General features: G+C 68.5%; 11 protein-coding genes. 6 read left to right on the top strand and 5 right to left on the bottom strand.

Annotation, left to right across the window (positions count from 1 at the left end; all coding sequences use genetic code 11):
- Nucleotides 1-137: 137 nt before the first annotated feature.
- The gene (locus tag AACH00_RS13280; protein WP_341399630.1) at nucleotides 138-2,432 is read right to left on the bottom strand and encodes an NADP-dependent malic enzyme; all 2,295 of its coding nucleotides are present in this window, start codon (nucleotides 2,430-2,432) and stop codon (nucleotides 138-140) included.
- A gap of 203 nt (nucleotides 2,433-2,635) precedes the next feature.
- Here AACH00_RS13280 and AACH00_RS13275 point away from each other — a divergent pair, with 203 nt between their 5' ends.
- The 5 genes from AACH00_RS13275 (at nucleotide 2,636) to AACH00_RS13255 (ending at nucleotide 7,647) form a co-directional block, all read left to right on the top strand.
- Nucleotides 2,636-4,696: a two-component system sensor histidine kinase NtrB gene (locus AACH00_RS13275; protein ID WP_341399629.1), complete on the top strand. Its 2,061-nt coding sequence runs from the start codon at nucleotides 2,636-2,638 to the stop codon at nucleotides 4,694-4,696.
- Nucleotides 4,693-5,346: a response regulator transcription factor gene (locus tag AACH00_RS13270; protein ID WP_341399628.1), complete on the top strand. Its 654-nt coding sequence runs from the start codon at nucleotides 4,693-4,695 to the stop codon at nucleotides 5,344-5,346. The genes AACH00_RS13275 and AACH00_RS13270 overlap by 4 nt, the downstream gene beginning before the upstream one ends.
- A gap of 66 nt (nucleotides 5,347-5,412) precedes the next feature.
- Nucleotides 5,413-6,375, top strand: coding sequence for a thiamine-phosphate kinase (gene thiL, locus AACH00_RS13265; protein WP_341399627.1), 963 nt, complete (start codon nucleotides 5,413-5,415; stop codon nucleotides 6,373-6,375).
- 6 nt (nucleotides 6,376-6,381) lie between these two features.
- The gene (locus AACH00_RS13260; protein WP_423221931.1) at nucleotides 6,382-7,002 is read left to right on the top strand and encodes a phosphatidylglycerophosphatase A family protein; all 621 of its coding nucleotides are present in this window, start codon (nucleotides 6,382-6,384) and stop codon (nucleotides 7,000-7,002) included.
- A gap of 18 nt (nucleotides 7,003-7,020) precedes the next feature.
- Nucleotides 7,021-7,647 (top strand): CinA family protein, encoded by a 627-nt coding sequence (locus tag AACH00_RS13255; RefSeq protein ID WP_341399625.1) that lies wholly within the window; start codon nucleotides 7,021-7,023, stop codon nucleotides 7,645-7,647.
- On the opposite strand, the gene AACH00_RS13250 is transcribed toward AACH00_RS13255, so the two are convergent.
- Entirely contained in the window at nucleotides 7,551-9,332 is a 1,782-nt protein-coding gene (locus AACH00_RS13250) for a putative bifunctional diguanylate cyclase/phosphodiesterase (protein ID WP_341399624.1), read from the bottom strand. The genes AACH00_RS13255 and AACH00_RS13250 overlap by 97 nt on opposite strands.
- Before the next feature lie 155 nt (nucleotides 9,333-9,487).
- Between AACH00_RS13250 and AACH00_RS13245 the strand changes: the two genes are divergently transcribed.
- Entirely contained in the window at nucleotides 9,488-10,342 is an 855-nt protein-coding gene (locus tag AACH00_RS13245; protein ID WP_341399623.1) for a 2-hydroxyacid dehydrogenase, read from the top strand.
- A gap of 50 nt (nucleotides 10,343-10,392) precedes the next feature.
- Here the strand turns inward: AACH00_RS13245 and holA are convergent, their stop codons facing one another.
- The 3 genes from holA to leuS are packed head-to-tail and all read right to left on the bottom strand — an operon-like array spanning nucleotide 10,393 to nucleotide 14,786.
- A complete protein-coding gene (gene holA, locus AACH00_RS13240) occupies nucleotides 10,393-11,502 on the bottom strand; it encodes a DNA polymerase III subunit delta (protein WP_341399622.1) in 1,110 nt (369 codons plus the stop codon).
- Nucleotides 11,503-11,525: 23 nt separating this feature from the next.
- Nucleotides 11,526-12,101 carry an LPS-assembly lipoprotein LptE gene (locus AACH00_RS13235; protein ID WP_341399621.1) on the bottom strand — a complete coding sequence of 192 codons (576 nt, stop codon included), beginning with the start codon at nucleotides 12,099-12,101 and terminating at the stop codon, nucleotides 11,526-11,528.
- A 3-nt stretch (nucleotides 12,102-12,104) separates the two neighbouring features.
- Nucleotides 12,105-14,786, bottom strand: coding sequence for a leucine--tRNA ligase (gene leuS, locus AACH00_RS13230; protein WP_341399620.1), 2,682 nt, complete (start codon nucleotides 14,784-14,786; stop codon nucleotides 12,105-12,107).
- Between the last annotated feature and the right edge of the window lie 8 nt (nucleotides 14,787-14,794).

The raw sequence follows: 14,794 nt of genomic DNA, 5'->3' as shown, positions 1-14,794 counted from the left end.
AAACCATGATGGTATCGGATTGGCTCCAATACCACAAGTCCGCGGCCTTGAAAGCAGCTGTACCAAGGGTGATTGAGTGGGCGCTAACTTGTGGCCGCAGCCCCGTTTGGCGGGGGCTGCGGCCTGCGCACAAAAGTTCAGCGAGCGGCGTTGGCGTCGGCGACCGTCAGGGCGGTCATGTTCACCACGCGGCGCACGGTGGCCGAAGGCGTGACGATGTGAACCGGCTTTGACGCACCCAGCAGGACCGGGCCGATGGCGATGCCGCCGCCGGCCGTGGTCTTGAGCAGGTTGTAGCTGATGTTGGCGGCGTCGATGTTCGGCAGCACCAGCAGGTTGGCTTCGCCCTTCAGCGTGCTGCGCGGCATCAGCTCGGCGCGGTACTCGGCGTCCAGGGCCGTGTCGCCGTGCATTTCGCCGTCGATTTCCAGCCACGGGGCCTGCTGCTGCACCAGGGCCAGCGTCTCGCGCATCTTCACGGCCGACGGCTGGTTGCTCGAGCCGAAGTTCGAGTGGCTCAGCAGGGCGGCCTTGGGCTGGATGCCGAAGCGCAGCATTTCCTCGGCCGCCATGATGGTGATCTCGGCCAGTTGCTCGGCGGTCGGGTCGTAGTTGACGTGCGTGTCCACCAGGAAGAGCTGGCGGTTCGGCAGGATCAGACCGTTCATGCAGGCGTAGGTCTTGACGCCCGGGCGCTTGCCGATGATCGAGTCGATGTGCGCCAGGTGCATCGAGGTCGTGCCCCAGGTGCCGCAGATCATGCCGTCGACCTCGCCCTTGTGCAGCAGCATGCTGCTGATCAGGGTCAGGCGGCGGCGCATCTCGATCTTGGCGAACTGCTCGGTGACGCCCTTGCGCTCCATCATTTGGTGGTAAGTCTGCCAGTAGTCGCGGTAACGGCGGTCATCGTCGATGTTGACGATCTCGTAGTCGCGACCCTCCTCCAGGCGCAGACCCAGCTTCGTGATGCGGGCCTTGATGACCGACGCACGACCCACCAGCACCGGGCGGGCCAGACCTTCGTCGGCCACCACCTGCACGGCGCGCAGCACACGGCGGTCTTCGCCTTCGGCGTAGGCCACGCGGCGGGCCTTGGCCTTCTTGGCGACCGCATAGATCGGCTTCATCATCGTGCCCGAGGCATAGACGAAGGTCTGCAGCTTGTCGCGGTAGGCCTGCATGTCCTTGATGGGCATCTGGGCCACGCCGCATTCGGCGGCGGCCTTGGCCACGGCCGGCGCGATCTGCATCATCAGGCGCGGATCAAACGGCTTCGGAATCAGGTATTCCGGGCCGAACGACAGCGTGGCGCCGGCGTAAGCGGCTGCCACCACGTCGTTCTGCTCGGCCTGGGCCAGGTCAGCGATGGCATGCACCGCCGCGATTTCCATCTCGTCGGTGATGGTGGTCGCGCGGCAGTCCAGGGCGCCACGGAAGATGTACGGGAAGCACAGGACGTTGTTGACCTGGTTCGGGAAGTCGGTGCGGCCCGTGGCCATGATGGCGTCGTCACGCACCGCCTTGACTTCCTCCGGCATGATTTCCGGATTCGGGTTGGCCAGCGCGAAGATCAGCGGCGAGGCTGCCATGCTGGCCACCATGTCGGCCTTGAGCACGCCACCGGCGGACAGACCCAGGAAGATGTCGGCGCCCGCAATCGCTTCACGCAGGCTGCGGTGCGGCGTGTCCTGGGCGAACTCGTCCTTGTCCGGGTCCATCAGCTCGGTGCGGCCCTTCCAGACCACACCAGCCAGGTCGGTCACGAAGATGTTTTCGCGCGGCATGCCCAGCTTCACCAGCAGGTTCAGGCAGGCCAGTGCGGCGGCGCCTGCGCCCGAGGACACCAGCTTGACGTCCTTGATGCTCTTGCCGACCACCTTCAGGCCGTTCAGCAGGGCGGCGCCCACCACGATGGCGGTGCCGTGCTGGTCGTCATGGAAAACTGGAATCTTCAGACGTTCACGGAGCTTGCGCTCGACGTAGAAGCAATCCGGGGCCTTGATGTCTTCGAGGTTGATGCCGCCGAAGGTGGGCTCCAGCGACGCGATGATGTCGACCAGCTTGTCGAGGTTCTTCTCGTCAATTTCCAGGTCGAAGACGTCGATGCCGGCGAACTTCTTGAAAAGCACGCCCTTGCCTTCCATCACCGGCTTGGAAGCCAGCGGGCCGATGTCGCCCAGGCCCAGCACCGCGGTGCCGTTGGTGACCACGGCCACCAGGTTGCCGCGCGAGGTGTAGCGGAAAGCGTTCGCCGGGTCTTCGACGATTTCTTCGCAGGCTGCGGCCACGCCGGGCGAGTAGGCCAGGGCCAGATCGCGCTGGTTGATCAGCTGCTTGGTGGCGCTGATGGCGATCTTGCCCGGCGTCGGGAACTCGTGATACTCAAGCGCGGCGCGGCGCAACTCGGCTTGTTTTTCTTCGGCGGACGGCATCAGGGAGCTTCCTTGGGTTCGATCGCAAGAGGGGAGAGGATTCTAGGAGCGGCGCAAAAACGCACCCGCCCACACGGAGATCCGCAGCCCGCGGCCCGACAGTGTGCGCCGGGAACCTGTCAATCGCATGCGCGAAACTGCTTATCCCGACCCGGACCATGCCGTTGATACTCGACGCGCTGTGGTCTGCCTCCTTTTTGTACATGCCTGCTGTGACTGACGCTCCGGTATCCGCCGTGCCTGCTGCCGAGCCCGTCCGTGAAGTGCGGGGTGGGCGGCGCTGGCTGTGGGCCGCGCTGGTGCTGCTGCTGCTGGTGGCGCAGAGCCTGCTGTTGTGGCTGACCTTCAGCTACGAGGAATCAAGGGCGCAGGACCAGGCCGACACCGCGGCGGCGGCCGGCTCGCTCGAGATGCGCCGGGTGGTTCAGCGCGTGCAGCAGAGCGTGCAGTCGCTGCTCTGGAATGACCCGTCGGTCGGCCAGTGGCGCAACGACGCCCGCGAAATGCTGCGCCAGCGGCGTGAGCTGCTGCGGCTCGAGCTGCGCAACATGTCGCTGAAGATCACCGACGCCGAGGACACCGGCTACGGCAATCCGCTGTTCAGCAGCATTGCCCGCACCGAGCTCGACATTGAATCGCAGGCCGCCTGTGCCGCGGCCCGACGCACGGCGGCGCCGGCCTTCTCGCGCTCGTATTTCGTGCCGCAGCAGGGTGGCCTGGGCGCCGAGGTGATTGATTTGTGCGTGCCGTTCAGCCGTGCCGGGCATCCGGAGGGCTATCTGGTGGCCACGATGGGCCTGGGTGCGCTGCTGGACGAGGCCGGGCATGCGGCCGGCCTGACGAGCCATGAAGTTTCGCTGGTCGAGGCGGACGGTACGCGCCTCGTGCGTGCGGGCTCGCTGCGCGGCGCCGGGGTGTACTACGCCACCCGGCTGGTCGACCTGCCGGGTTATTCCATCCAGCTGCGGGCGGATGCTGCGCAGGGCCGGCCGGGCTTGATTCCGAACGTGGCGATCGCCCTGGTGCTGGGCCTCTCGCTCATCTTGTTCGCCTTGGTGGTGGTGCTGGCCCGCGACATGCGCCGGCGCACCCGTGCCGAAACCGCATTGGCTGAGGCGCTGGCCTTCCGACGGGCGATGGAAGACTCGCTCGTCACCGGCCTGCGGGCGCGTGACGTGAGCGGCCGCATCACCTACGTGAACCCGGCGTTCTGCGCGATGACGGGCTACTCCGCCGACGAGCTGGTGGGCCAGAGCCCGCCGCCGTACTGGCCGCCCGAGCAGGTCGATGAGTACCGCCAGCGGCAGGCCTCTCGCCTGAGCCTGGAGACCGACCGCAGCCACCGCGAGGGCTTCGAGACCCTGTTCATGCGCCGCAATGGCGAGCGCTTCCCGGTGATGATCTACGAGGCGCCGCTGCTGGACCGCGTGGGCCACCACGCCGGCTGGATGAGCGCGGTGCTGGATGTGAGCGGTGAGCGCCGCATGGAAGAGCTCTCGCGCCAGCAGCAGGAACGCCTGCAGGCCACGGCCCGCCTGGCCACCGTGGGCGAGATGGCGTCGCTGCTCAGCCATGAGCTCAACCAGCCGCTCGCAGCCATTGCCAGCTATGCCACCGGTTCGCTCAACCTGATGGCCGAGCCCGAGGCTGACCCGGAGTTGCAGGGGCTGCTCAAGCAGGCGCTGCAGCGCATTGCCGAGCAGGCGGAACGCGCCGGCCGCGTGATCAAGAGCGTGCACGGCTTCGTGCGTCGCCGTGAGCAGGCGCGCGAGGCGGTGGGGGCCGATCAGCTGATCGAATCGGTGTTGCCGCTGGTGCGACTGCAGGCGCGCAAGAGCGGCACCCGCATCGAGATCCAGTGCCCGAAGCCCGCGCCGCGCGTGGTGGCCGACCGCACCATGGTCGAGCAGGTGTTGCTGAACCTCACCCGCAATGGCGTGCAGGCGATGGAAGCCACGCCGCTGGCAGAGCGGGTACTGACGATCACCGTGGCCCAGACCCATCCGCGCTGGGTGCAGTTCAGCGTGTCGGATGCCGGTCCGGGCATCGCGCCCGACGTGGCGCAGCGCCTGTTCACGCCCTTCTTCACCACGCGGGAAGAGGGCATGGGCCTGGGCTTGTCGCTTTGCCGCACCGTGATCGAGCAGCATGGCGGCGCACTCGACCACGGCCCCGCCACGCCGGATGGCCGCGGCACCACTTTCCGGTTTACCCTAGCCGTTCCCGACGCCACCCGTCGCCCAACGTCCACCCACGCGCCATGAGTTTGACTTCTGCCCGGTTCGGATTGCCGATGGTCTACCTTGTAGACGACGAGGATGTGGTGCGTGATGCCCTGGCGTGGCTGCTGCGCTCACGCCGGCTGCTCTCGGAAGGCTTTGGCAGCGCCGAGGCCTTCGAGGCCATGCTGGATGAAAAGGCCGCCAACCCGTCGGCCTGGCCGGGCTCGCCGTCCTGCCTGCTGCTGGATGTGCGCATGCCCGGCATGAGCGGCTTGGCGCTGTTCGAGCGCCTGATCGAGCGCGGCCTGGTGGACGCCCTGCCCGTGATCTTCCTGACCGGCCATGGTGACGTGCCCACTGCGGTGGCGGCGGTCAAGCGCGGCGCCTTCGACTTCGTCGAGAAGCCTTTCTCTGACAATGCGCTGGTGGACCGGGTCGAGCAGGCCCTGCTGCGCAGCGAAGCGGTGCTGGAGGCGCGTGTGGACCAGCGCGCCACGCAACAGGCGCTCTCGGACCTGACCGAGCGTGAACGCGAGGTGATGCAGCTGGTGGTCGAGGGCAAGCCGAACAAGCTGATCGCCGACGCACTCGACATCAGCGTGCGCACGGTGGAAGTACACCGCGCCCGCGTCTTCGAGAAGATGAACGTCAAATCGGCGGTCGAGCTGGCCAACCTGCTGCGCCAAGGGTGACGTTCGCCAACTGCAGCCGGCCCATGCAGGCCGCTGCTGGGCCCACCCATCAGCGAGAATCCGCCCATGGCATTGGGTGAATTTGAACTGATCGAGCGCTACTTCAAGCGGCCTGTGCGCCGCGCGGCGCTGGGCGTGGGTGATGACTGCGCCTTGCTGACGCCCGCTCCGGGCATGCAGCTCGCTGTCTCGACCGATCTGCTGGTCGAGGGTCGGCATTTCCTGTCCACGGTTGACCCCGCGCGGCTCGGCCACAAATCGCTGGCCGTCAACCTGAGTGACCTGGCGGCCTGCGGCGCCCGGCCGCTGGCCTTCACGCTGAGCCTGTCGATGCCGCGCGTCGACGAGGCCTTTCTCGCGCCCTTCGCCCAAGGCCTGCTGGCGCTGGCAGACGAACACCAGATCGAACTCGTGGGGGGCGACACCACCGCCGGGCCCTTGACCATCGGCATCACCGTGATGGGCGAGGTGCCCCCCGGCCAGGCGCTGCTGCGCAGCGGCGCGCTGGTGGGCGACGATGTGTGGATCAGCGGCATGCTGGGTCATGCCCGCTTGGCGCTCGAAGTGTTCCGCGGCCAGCTGCAACTGTCAGGCGAGGCTTTCGAGCACGCCCGCCGCGCGATGGAGTGCCCGCAGCCGCGCGTCGCGCTCGGCCTGGCGCTGCGCGGCGTGGCCACCAGCGCGATCGACCTGAGCGATGGCCTGCTGGGCGACCTCGGCCATGTGCTGCGGCGCTCCGGCGTGGGCGCGCAATTGCGCCTGGCTGATCTGCCGCGCTCGGCGCTGATGGCCGAGCAGCAAGACGAGGTCCAGGCCTTGTGTCTGCTGACCGGCGGCGATGACTACGAGCTGCTGTTCACCGCACCGCCGTCACGCCGCGACGCGGTGCGCGCCGCGGCGCAGGAAGCGGCCACGCCCGTGACCCTGGTGGGCAGCCTGTGCGCTGGCGACGGTGTGCAGGTGCTGGGCGCTGGCGGCGTGCCGCTGGACCTTTCCGGCCGACAGGCCTTCGACCACTTCCGGAGCTGACGCCAGATGGTGACCGAGCCTTCACGGACTGATGGGGACGCTGCGTTGCCGTCGCTGAACTCGACTTCATTCGACCAGGCGGATCCGACACCGATTTCGTCGACACCGGCACCGGCAGCCCCCCGGCGCCCCACGGTGCGCCTGATGTTCAGCCACCCGGCGCACTGGCTGTCGTTCGGCTTCGGCAGCGGCTTGTCGCCCATCGCGCCCGGCACCGTGGGCACGCTGTGGGCCTGGGTGGCATTCCTGGTGCTCAACCCCTGGTTGAACGACGTGCAGTGGGCGGGCGTGCTGCTGGCGGGCTTCGGCATCGGCTGGTGGGCCTGCACGCGTACGGCGCAGGCGCTGGGCACGGGTGATCCGGGCCCGGTGGTCTGGGACGAGGTGCTGGCCTTCTGGCTGATTCTCTGGATCGTGATGCCCGCGAGCTGGGTCTGGCAGCTGGCGGCGTTTCTCGTGTTCCGCCTGTTTGATGCGGCCAAGCCGGGCCCGGTGGGCTGGGCCGATCGGCTGTTCAAGGCCGCGCCTGGCCAGGCGCCGGGTTGGGCGCAAGGCTTCGGCATCCTGTTCGACGACCTGGTGGCGGCACTCTGCACCTTGATCGTGCTGGCCCTCTGGAAAATCTGATCATCCCGTGACCGCGCCATGAGCACCCTGCTGCTGAACACCGACGCACTGACGCAGCAACTGCCGGCCCTGGCCGATGCACTGCGGGCCCGTGGCGCCATGATGTGCGCCGCCGAGAGTTGCACCGGCGGGCTCATCGCGGCGCTGTGCACCAGCGTGGCGGGTTCCAGTGACTGGTTCGACCGCGGTTTCGTGACCTACAGCAATGAGGCCAAGACACAGATGCTGGGCGTGCCAGCGGCGCTGATCGACGCCCACGGTGCTGTGAGCGAAGCGGTGGCGTTGGCCATGGCACAGGGCGCCTTGCTGCACAGCCGGGCGATGGTCTCGGTGGCGGTGACGGGCATTGCCGGCCCGGGCGGTGCGGTGCCAGGCAAGCCGGTCGGCACGGTGTGGCTGGCGCTGGGTTGGCGAGAAGCCGTGGACGTGGAGAATGCCGTGGAAGCCGGCGCCGCCCAGGGCGATGCGACCATTCACAACACCATCCACACCACGGCCAGCCTGCTCAACCTGGATGGTGACCGCACAGCCGTGCGCTCAGCCACCGTTCAGTGTGCGATCGGGCGGTTGCTGGCCTTGTTGATCGATGGGCCCACAGGCCAGTCGGGCTCGTCCAGCGGGGCCCTCGGCGCGCCGAACAGGTAACCCTGCTGGTGGTGGCAGCCCAGGCCGTGCAGGGCATCGCGCTGGGCTGCGGTTTCCACGCCTTCGGCCACCACGCCGATGTCGAGGCTGCGGGCCAGTCGCACGATGCCGTCGATCATCGCCAGTGCGCGCGGATCACCCGGCAGTCGCTGCACGAAGCTGGCATCGATCTTCAGCCGCGTCGGGCGCAGCTGCTGCAGGCGTGCCAATGACATCGGGCCGGTGCCGAAATCGTCCACCATCAGGGACACGCCCAAGGTGTGCATCGCATCGATCTGCGGCATCACCGTTTCAGCGTCTTCCATCAGGCTGCTTTCGGTGAGCTCCACTGCCAGCTCGCCGGCCAGCAGGCCATGCTTGCGCAGCGACTCATCCAGCGCCTGGGCCCAGCCCGGGTCCCGCAACTGCGAGGCCGACACATTCACCGACACCTGCGCGGGCGAATGGTGGCTGGCCTTCCAGCGCGCCATCTGTGCGCAGGCTTCGTCCAGCGTCTGGCGGCCGAGCTTGGGCATGTCGCCGGCGGCCTCCACCTTGCCCAGGAAGCGGGCGGGCGGCAGCAGGCCTTCGCGCGGGTGCTGCCAGCGCATCAGGGCTTCGGCTGACACCGCCTGGCCCGTGCGGGTGTCGATCACCGGCTGCCAGTGCAGGCGCATGTCGCCCGACAACGGCGTGCTCGTGTCTTCGTCGGTGGTGTTGGGGCGGTAGATGGAGAAGCGGCTGCGCCCGGCGGCCTTGGCCTGGTACATGGCCTGATCAGCCCGCTGCAGCAGCAACTCCAGCGTGTCGCCGTCCCGCGGGAAGCAGGCAATGCCCACGCTGGCCGACACCGATGCGCTGGCGCCTTGCTGCCCCAGGGGCACCGGCACCTCCACCGCGTGGATCAAGCGCAGGGCGGCCTGTGCCAGCAATTCGACGCCGGCCACCGGGGTCAGCAGCACGGCAAATTCGTCACCGCCCAGGCGGCACAGCAAGTCTGATTCGCGCACCGCGTCGCGCAGGCGCTGGCTGATGCACAGCAGCAACTCGTCGCCTGCGGGGTGGCCAAGGGTGTCGTTGACCTGCTTGAAATGATCCAGGTCAATGTAGAGCAGGGCCATCGGGTGGCGCTGCCGCAGGGCCGTGGCCCGCGCGTGGTCGAACAATTCGCCGAACAGGCGCCGGTTCGGCAGGCCGGTCAGCTGGTCGGCCATGGCCAGGCGGCGCAACTCGCTGTGGCCGGCCTCCAGCGCACCTTCCAGCATGCGCAGGCGCTCATGCGCCTGGCTCATCTGCTGACCCAGCAGGGCCACCTGGTCGCGTGACTGGCTGGCGCTGGCGGCATCGGGGTCGGCCAGCAGACCGGTGCGCAAGGCCACCGCCGAGAGCGGCTGCAGCAACGTTTTCCGCAGGGTGGCATAGGTGACGCCGGCACTCACGGCGGCCAGCGTGGGCCAGAGCGACTGCGCGCCCCAGGCCACAGGCCACCACGGCGCCAGCCACGCACCGAGGGCCACGGGCACGGCACCGGCCGCCAGCGCAGCGCCAACACGCACATGCGTGGGCCAGCGCCGCCCTGCAGCGTGCCCGCCAGCACCCGACCGCTCGGTCAGCCGCTCGGGCATTCGCTCTGTGGCGGGCGAAGCCTCGGGCCAGCCGCTGTTGCGCATGCTGTTGCGTAGGTTGTCATTGCTGGTGCCGGCCACGCTGAGCGCCTCCTACGCTGCTGTGTGTCAGTTCGTGACATTCTGTACCGGTTAAGCTGCCCCGCATGACTGTTTATCTGTGCGGAAACCTCGACCCCGCCGACATCGTGTCTTGGCGGACACATCTGCAGGCCGCGCTCCCCCAAGAACGGATCTTGACGGCGCTGTCATCTGCAGAACGCGGCGAGGTGGACGTGGCCGTGGTGGCTAATCCGCCGGCCGGCAGCCTGCAAGGTCTGCCTGGTTTGCGGCTCATCCAGTCGCTGTGGGCCGGTGTGGACCGCCTGATGCTGGACAGCACCTTGCCACCGGACGTGCCGGTCGCCCGCATGGTCGATCCACACATGAATGACGCGATGGCGCAGACCGCCTTGTGGGCCGTGCTCTCGCTGCACCGCGGTTTCTTCGACTACGCGCGTCAGCAGGCCGAGGCGTGCTGGCTGCCGCTGCCGCAGCGCCGGGCTGACGAGGTGCGCGTGAGCGTGCTCGGCCTGGGCCAGATGGGCGGCACCGTGGCGCGTGCCCTGCAGGCTGCGGGCTATGCGGTGACTGGGTGGCGCCTGGGGGCTGAGCCGCCGGCTTCGCCCTCGCCGGTGCCTTCCTGCTCAGGCCTGCCGGCCTTGCCCGGTTTGCTGGCCCAGACAGACGTGCTCATCAACCTGCTGCCCTTGACGCCCGCCACCACCGGTCTGCTGAACGCCGAGCTGTTTGCCCGGTTGCCTAAGGGCGCCTCGGTGGTGAACCTGGCGCGCGGCGCGCATCTGGTGGAGGCCGATCTGCTCGCGGCGCTGAGCAGCGGGCACATCAGCCGGGCCGTGCTCGACGTGTTCGCCACCGAACCGCTGCCGACGGCGCATGCCTTCTGGCGGCATCCCAAGGTCACCGTGCTGCCGCATGCGGCAGCGGCCACGGACCCGCGCAGTGCGGCCGCGGTAGTCGCGGCCAATGTGCAGGCTTTGCGGGCGGGCAGGCCGCTGGCGCATCAGGTGTCGCGCAGCGCAGGGTATTGAAAAAGCCGAGAACTGCGGAGGGCCGCTGAGGACAGCGCGCGCCCAGCGCCTCAGCGCGCCGGCGCCGTCTGCAGCGCCATCGGTGGTCGCATCGCCTGGCCGCGCGGCGTCTGTGCCGGTGCCAGCGTGTCGAGTGTCAGCAGCACCAGGCGGCGCAGGCCGTCCCAGGCGTCGCCGGGCCAGTCGGGGTGGCGCAGGCCCTTGACCAGGCCGTCGCAGATGCTGGCGGCGTCCACCAGGCGGGCCAGCGCGGTTGTGTCGAGCGTGGGCAGCAGGCGCTCGAAGAGCCGCTCCTTGTCGCCCCAGACCCGGGCTTCGCGCAGGGCCATCGGCAGGGGTTTGCCGTCGTCCATGGCGGCCCGCGCGCGGTACAGCGCCCGCACGTCGTCGGCCAGCGTCCAGTGCACCAGCACGGCGGCTTCGCCCTCGGCCTTCAGGCCTTCGAGCATGCGCAGGGCGCGGCCGGTCTGGCCGGCCAGCACGGCGGCGCCGAGCTTGAACACGTCGAACCGGGCCACGTCGAGCACGGCGTCCTGGATCTGCTCGATGCTGAGCTCGCCCGCCGGGTACAGCAAGGCCAGCTTCTGCAATTCCTGGTGGGCCGCGAGCAGGTTGCCTTCCACGCGGTCCGCAAAGAACGTCAGCGCCTGCTGGCCACTTTCACCGGCGGCCAGCCGCTGGCCTTGTGCGGCCAGGCGGTGGGCGATCCAGGTGGGCAGCTGGTGCCGCTCGATCGGATCGACCCGCACGGTGACGCCAGCGCGGTCCAGCGCGAGGAACCAGGCGCTCGTCAGTTGCTGCTTGTCCAGGCGTGGCAGGTGCACGATGGTCAGCAAGCCGTCGCCCAGCGCGTCGCAATACTGCTGAAGCGCGGTGGAGCCTTCCTTGCCCGGTTTGCCGGAGGGAATGCGGATCTCGATCAGCTGCTGATCGGCGAACAGGCCCATCGACTGTGCCGCGCCCAGCACGCCGCTCCAGTCGAAATGCGCGCCGCTGACGGTGAACACCTGGCGGTCGCCAAAGCCCTGGGCGCGGGCCGCCGCGCGGATGGTGTCAGCCGCCTCTTGCGCCAGCAGCGGCTCGTCGCCGTGCACGGTGTAGATGGCCTTGAGGCCCTGGCGCTGCAGGTGGGCAGCGATGTCGGCGGCGCGAACTTGCATCGGAGGCGATCAGCGTCGGGCGCTCAGCGGGCCTGCCGGCCCGTGGCGGCCAGCATCGCCAGCAGCTGCCGGGCCAGGTCGGCGCGCATGGCGCGCAGCAGGCCGGCCTCTTCACTGCCCTTGGCCAGTGCCGCGGATTCCGTGTAGCTCATGTCGCGTGACTGCTCCAGCTCGGTGGCTGGCAGCCATTCTTCGCCGCCGGGGCCTGCCAGCCGGAACTTCAGCGTCACGCGCAGGCGGAACTCGCGCACTTCGCCGGCCGAGGTGGAGGCCGCCACGGTGCGTGTGACCTTGTCTTCCAGCGCCACGATCACGGCCTGCGCCGCCGCCGGGCTGTCGACCACCACGCAGCTGGGCGGCAGCGCGTGGCGAATCTCGTCGAGCATCGGTGAGCGCACGGCAAAGCCCTGCAGCGCGATGCGCGTGTAGGGCAGGGCCGCGGGCTGGCGCAGCGCGAAGCCGCAGCCGCTCAAGCCCGCACCCAACGAGACACCCAGGCCGGCGGCAGCCGCCAGCAGCCAGGTGCGGCGTGATGGACGCGCCTCGGTGTTCGGCAGCGCAGCCGGGGCGAGGTCAATCGGGGCGGTCAGGCGGCTCAAGGGTCAGACCACCACGTTGACGAGGCGGCCCGGCACCACGACCACCTTCTTGGGCGGCTTGCCCTCGGTGAACTTGGCCAGTTCCGGATCGGCCAGCGCCGCCACCGCAGCGGCTTCGATGGCGGCCTTGTCGGCCGAAGCCGGCACCTTCACCGCGCCACGCAGCTTGCCGTTGATCTGCAGCACCAGCTCGATCTCGTCCTGCACCAGCGCGGCTTCGTCCACCTGCGGCCACGGGGCGTCCAGCAGCTCGCCCACCACCGCGGCATAGCCGAGGTCGGTCCACAGGCCGTGGCTGATGTGCGGGCAGGCCGGGTAGAGCGCGCGCAGCAGCAGCGACATGCCTTCGCACAGCACGGCGGCATCGCCGTCGCTGCCGTCCGGCTTGAAGGCCTCGAGCGCGTTCAGCAGCTTCATGCAGCCCGACACCACGGTGTTGTACTGCATGCGCTCGTAGTCATGGCTCATCTGGCGCAGCACCAGGTGCATCTCGCGGCGCAGCACCTTGGCATCGGCCCGCAGGGCGGCGCCCGACAGGTCGGTGGCCGTGGCGCGGCGCAGGTGCTCGGCCTGCTTGGCGCCAAACGCCCACACGCGCTTGAGGAAGCGGTGCGCGCCTTCCACGCCGGAGTCGTTCCACTCCAGGGTCTGCTCGGGCGGGCTGGCGAACATCACGAACAGGCGCGCGGTGTCGGCGCCGTAGGTGTTGATCAGGTCCTGCGGATCGACGCCGTTGTTCTTCGACTTGGACATCGTGCCGATGCCCTGGTAGTCGATGGCGGTGCCGGCCGGCAGGTCGCCCTTGGCTTCCTTGAGCTTGGCGCCGATGACCTTGCCGGTCTCGTCAGCGACGTTCTCCACCTCGTGCGGCCAGAAGTACTCGATGCCGCCCTTGTCGGTGCGGCGCGAGTAGATGTGGTTCAGCACCATGCCCTGCGTCAGCAGGCGGGTGAAGGGCTCGCTCACGTCGATCAGCTTCAGGTCACGCATGACCTTGGTCCAGAAACGGGCGTACAGCAGGTGCAGGATGGCGTGCTCGATGCCGCCGATGTACTGGTCCATCGGCATCCAGTACTTGGCACCCTCCGCCACCATCGCGTCCGGGTTCGCCGGATCGCAATAGCGCATGAAGTACCACGACGAATCGATGAACGTGTCCATCGTGTCGGTTTCGCGGCGGGCCGGCTTGCCGCACTTCGGGCAGCCCACGTTGAGGAAGCTCGCGCACTTGTTCAGCGGGTTGCCTGAGCCGTCGGGGATCAGGTCTTCCGGCAGCACGACCGGCAGGTCCTGCTCGGGCACCGGCACGGCGCCGCAGTCGTCGCAGTGGATGATCGGGATCGGCGTGCCCCAGTAGCGCTGGCGGCTGATGCCCCAGTCGCGCAGGCGCCAGGTGGTCTTCTTCTCGCCCAGGCCCTTGGCGGCCATCAGCTCGGCCACCTTGCCCACGGCGGCCTTCTGGCCCAGGCCATCGAGCTCGCCGGAGTTCACGCAGACGCACTTCTGCTTGTCGCCATACCAGTCGGCCCAGGCGTCGGTGGAGAAGGTTTCGCCTTCCACGGCCACCACCTGCCTGATCGCCAGGTCGTACTTCTTCGCGAAGGCGAAGTCCCGCTCGTCATGGGCAGGCACGCCCATCACGGCGCCGTCGCCGTAGCTCATCAGCACATAGTTGCCGACCCACACTTCCACCTGCGCGCCCGTCAGCGGGTGCGTCACGAACAGGCCGGTGGCCATGCCCTTCTTCTCTTGGGTGGCGAGTTCGGCTTCCGTGGTGCCGCCTTGGCCGCACTCGACGATGAACGCCGCCAGCGCCGGGTTGGTGGCCGCGGCATGCGTGGCCAGCGGGTGCTCAGGCGCCACGGCGCAGAAGGTCACGCCCATGACGGTGTCGGCACGGGTGGTGAAGACGTAGAGCTTGCCGTCCTGGATCAGCGCGCCATCAGCGCCCGTGATCTGGTGCGGGAAGGCGAAGCGCACGCCTTCGCTCTTGCCGATCCAGTTTTCCTGCATCAGGCGCACGCGCTCGGGCCAGCCCGACAGGTAGTTCGGATCTTCCGGATTGGCCACGGCGCCCAGCAGCTCGTCGGCGTACTGGACGATGTTCAGGTAGTAGCCGGGGATCTCGCGCTTTTCAACCAGCGCGCCAGAGCGCCAGCCGCGGCCGTCGATGACCTGCTCGTTGGCCAGCACGGTCTGGTCGACCGGGTCCCAGTTGACGACCTGGGTGCGGCGCTCGGCGATGCCGGCCTTCAGCATCTGCAGGAACAGCCACTGGTTCCACTTGTAGTACTGCGGCTGGCAGGTGGCCACCTCGCGCGACCAGTCGATCGCCAGGCCCATGGCCTGCATCTGGCCCTTCATGTAGGCGATGTTCGAGTACGTCCACTGTGCGGGCGGCACACCGCCCTTCATCGCGGCGTTTTCAGCCGGCAGGCCGAATGCGTCCCAGCCCATCGGCATCAGGACATTGAAGCCCTTCATGCGCAGCTGGCGGGTCAGCATGTCGTTGATGGTGTAGTTGCGCACATGGCCCATGTGCAGCTTGCCCGACGGGTAAGGCAGCATCGAGCAGGCGTAGAACTTGGGGCGATTCGCATCCTCGGTGACACGGTAGGCATCACGGGCATTCCAGTGGCCCTGGGCGGCGGCTTCGACCTCGGCGGGGACGTATTTCTCGTTCATGGCGCTGA

It is taken from the genome of Ideonella margarita (genome assembly GCF_038066635.1).
GTDB lineage: Bacteria > Pseudomonadota > Gammaproteobacteria > Burkholderiales > Burkholderiaceae_C > Ideonella > Ideonella margarita.
The sequence above is the reverse complement of the archived record's forward strand: the minus strand, read 5'-3'. Positions and strand labels throughout refer to the sequence as shown.

Coding starts and splice junctions, on each gene's coding strand:
- AACH00_RS13280 (WP_341399630.1), bottom strand. CDS start 2,432: ATGCCGTCCGCCGAAGAAAAACAAGCCGAGTTGCGCCGCGCCGCGCTT.
- AACH00_RS13275 (WP_341399629.1), top strand. CDS start 2,636: ATGCCTGCTGTGACTGACGCTCCGGTATCCGCCGTGCCTGCTGCCGAG.
- AACH00_RS13270 (WP_341399628.1), top strand. CDS start 4,693: ATGAGTTTGACTTCTGCCCGGTTCGGATTGCCGATGGTCTACCTTGTA.
- thiL (WP_341399627.1), top strand. CDS start 5,413: ATGGCATTGGGTGAATTTGAACTGATCGAGCGCTACTTCAAGCGGCCT.
- AACH00_RS13260 (WP_423221931.1), top strand. CDS start 6,382: ATGGTGACCGAGCCTTCACGGACTGATGGGGACGCTGCGTTGCCGTCG.
- AACH00_RS13255 (WP_341399625.1), top strand. CDS start 7,021: ATGAGCACCCTGCTGCTGAACACCGACGCACTGACGCAGCAACTGCCG.
- holA (WP_341399622.1), bottom strand. CDS start 11,502: ATGCAAGTTCGCGCCGCCGACATCGCTGCCCACCTGCAGCGCCAGGGC.
- leuS (WP_341399620.1), bottom strand. CDS start 14,786: ATGAACGAGAAATACGTCCCCGCCGAGGTCGAAGCCGCCGCCCAGGGC.